Here is a 2,509-nt window from a genome sequence, read left to right on the forward strand (position 1 = left end):
AGCCGCTCGGCGGCACGCAGCAGCCGCGCGGTCACGGCGTGCGTCGGGCGGTCGAAGACCCGGGCGGCCGGGCCGTGCTCGACGACCCGGCCCTCGTGCACGACCAGCACGTCGTCGGCCATCCGTCGCACGGCCCGGAGGTCGTGCGACACGAAGACCATCGCCACCCCCGTGCTGTCCCGGAGCCGTTCGAGGAGCGCCAGCACCGCGTCCTGCACCGTGGCGTCGAGCGCCGTGACCGGTTCGTCCAGCACGATGACCTCGGGCGAGGTCGCCAGCGCGCGGGCGATCGCGAGGCGCTGCCGCTGCCCGCCGGACAGCGTCAGCGGTGAGCGTCGGCGGAGCGCCGGGTCGAGGCCGACCTGCTCGAGCGCCGCGTCGACGCGGGGGCCGAGCGCGCCACGGGCGGACCGTTCGCCACCACTCGTGAACGCGTCCGCGAGGACCCGTTCCACGCTCCACCGCTCGTCGAACGTCGCACCGGGGTCCTGCACCACCGCGGAAACCCGGTGTCGCAGGGGCCGGCGTGTGCGTTCGTCGAGCGGGACCCACGGCGACGAGTCGAGCGTGACCGTGCCGGCGTCGGGGTGTTCGAGACCGAGGAGCATCCTCGCGAGCGTGGTCTTGCCGGACCCGGACGCGCCGATCACCCCGAGGACGCGCCCGCGCTGCAGCTCGAGCGACACGTCCTGCACGGCGGGGACGCCGTCGAACGCGCGCGACAGTCCCTCGGCTGCGAGCACCACGCCCGCACCGTGCGAGGCTCCGCGCTCCGTGCGAGGCTCCGACCCTCGCACAGTGTCCGGGACCTCGCACACTGCGGATCCGCCGGGCCCGCCGGGCCCGCCGGACGCACCCGCCGCGCGCACCAGCGCCCGCGTCGCCTCGTGCTGCGGTGCCGCGAACACCGACGCCACCGGTCCCTGCTCGACCACGCGCCCCTCGTGCACGACCGCCACCCGGTCCGCCCACCCCGCCACGAGCCCGAGGTCGTGCGTGATCACGAGCAGCCCCGCTCCCCGCGACCGGGCCGCACGCAGCTGCTCCATCACGGTCACCGCGACCCCGGCATCGAGCGCCGTCGTCGGTTCGTCGGCCACGACGAGCGCCGGCGACCCCACCGTGGCGGCGGCGATGAGTGCGCGCTGGCGCATCCCTCCCGACAGGCTGCCCGCGAGCCGTCCGTCCGTCGCGATCGCCGGGTCGAGGCCGACCGCGACGAGGGCGTCCCGGACGGCGTCCACCCGCTGCGCCGCCGTCAGGTCGGTGTGCAGCCGGAGGGCGTCCGCGACCTCGCGTCCGACGGGGCGCAGCGGGTCCAGGGCGCCGAGGGCCTCCTGGCCGACGTACCCGACCCGCGAGCCGCGCACGCTCCGCCACCGTCGCTCCGAGAACGCCCGGACGTCGAGGCCGTCCACCGTCAGCCGGTCGACCCGGACCGAGGAGCCGGCCGCCGACAGGCCGAGCGCCGCCCGCGCGGTCACGGTCTTGCCGGACCCCGAGGCTCCGACGAGCGCCACGCACTCGCCGGCGTCGACGCGCAACGCGACGTCCTGCACGACCACGGCACCGCCGATCCTGACGGTCAGTCCCTGCACGTCGAGCACGGTCACCGGATCGCTCCTGTCCGTCGGACCGCCCGGCCGAGCACCGTCACCGCGGTCGCGAGGACCACGATCGCGAGGCCGGGGAAGGTGCTCATCCAGGGCGCCGTCAGCAGGTACGTGCGGCCGTCGGCCAGCATGGCGCCCCACTCCGGCGCCGGGGGTGGGGTCCCGACGCCGAGGTAGCTCAGCGCCGATGCCCAGACGATCGCCTGCCCGACGCCGAGTGTCCCGACCGCCACGACCGGCCAGAGCGCCGCGGGGAGCACGTGTCGCGCGGTGATCACGGCGGGGGAGCGTCCCATCAGCACGGCGGTCTCGACGACCTGCGAGCGACGCGCCCGGAGCACGAGCCCGCGGACGATCCGGGCGTACCCGGGGGCCGTGGCGAACCCCACCGCGAGCATCGCCGGGACGGGCCCGGGCCCGGTCACCGCGATGACGACGAGCGCCACGAGGAGCAGGGGGAGCGCGAACGCGACCTCGGTCAGCCGACCGACGACCCCGTCGACGATGCGGCCGCCGAGTCCCGCGAGCACGCCGAGCACGACTCCGACGCCGCCACCGACGAGCGTCGCGACCACGCCGACCACGAGCGACGCCCGGGTCCCCGCGACGACCCGCGCGAGGACGTCGCGCCCGGACTCGTCGGTCCCGAACGGACTCGACCACGACGGTGCCTCGAGCGCTCGCGACGGGTGCACGGCGAGCGGGTCGCCACCGCCGAGCAACGCCGGCCACACCGCCGCGACCACGGCCAGCGCCACGACGGCGGCAGCACCCCAACCGGCCGGGCCGAGCGTCCCCCCACGGAATCGCTCGGACCGACCGGTGGGCGTGTCACCCCGGGCACCGGCCTGGAGGCGCGGCTCGGCGATCCCGCTCACCGCGCGCCCGCCCCGTGC

General features: G+C 76.7%; 2 protein-coding genes. Both read right to left on the reverse strand.

Going from position 1 to position 2,509, the window contains the following annotated elements; translation table 11 throughout:
• Positions 1-1,613, reverse strand: a 1,613-nt coding sequence (locus Q7F20_RS18335) for an ABC transporter ATP-binding protein (protein WP_305741490.1), incomplete at its 3' end; no start/stop codon positions are given.
• Positions 1,610-2,509: ABC transporter permease (locus tag Q7F20_RS18340; protein ID WP_370871731.1), on the reverse strand; the 900-nt coding region annotated here is incomplete at its 5' end. The genes Q7F20_RS18340 and Q7F20_RS18335, both read right to left, overlap by 4 nt.

It is taken from the genome of Curtobacterium sp. A7_M15, assembly GCF_030705415.1.
Taxonomy (GTDB): Bacteria; Actinomycetota; Actinomycetes; order Actinomycetales; family Microbacteriaceae; genus Curtobacterium.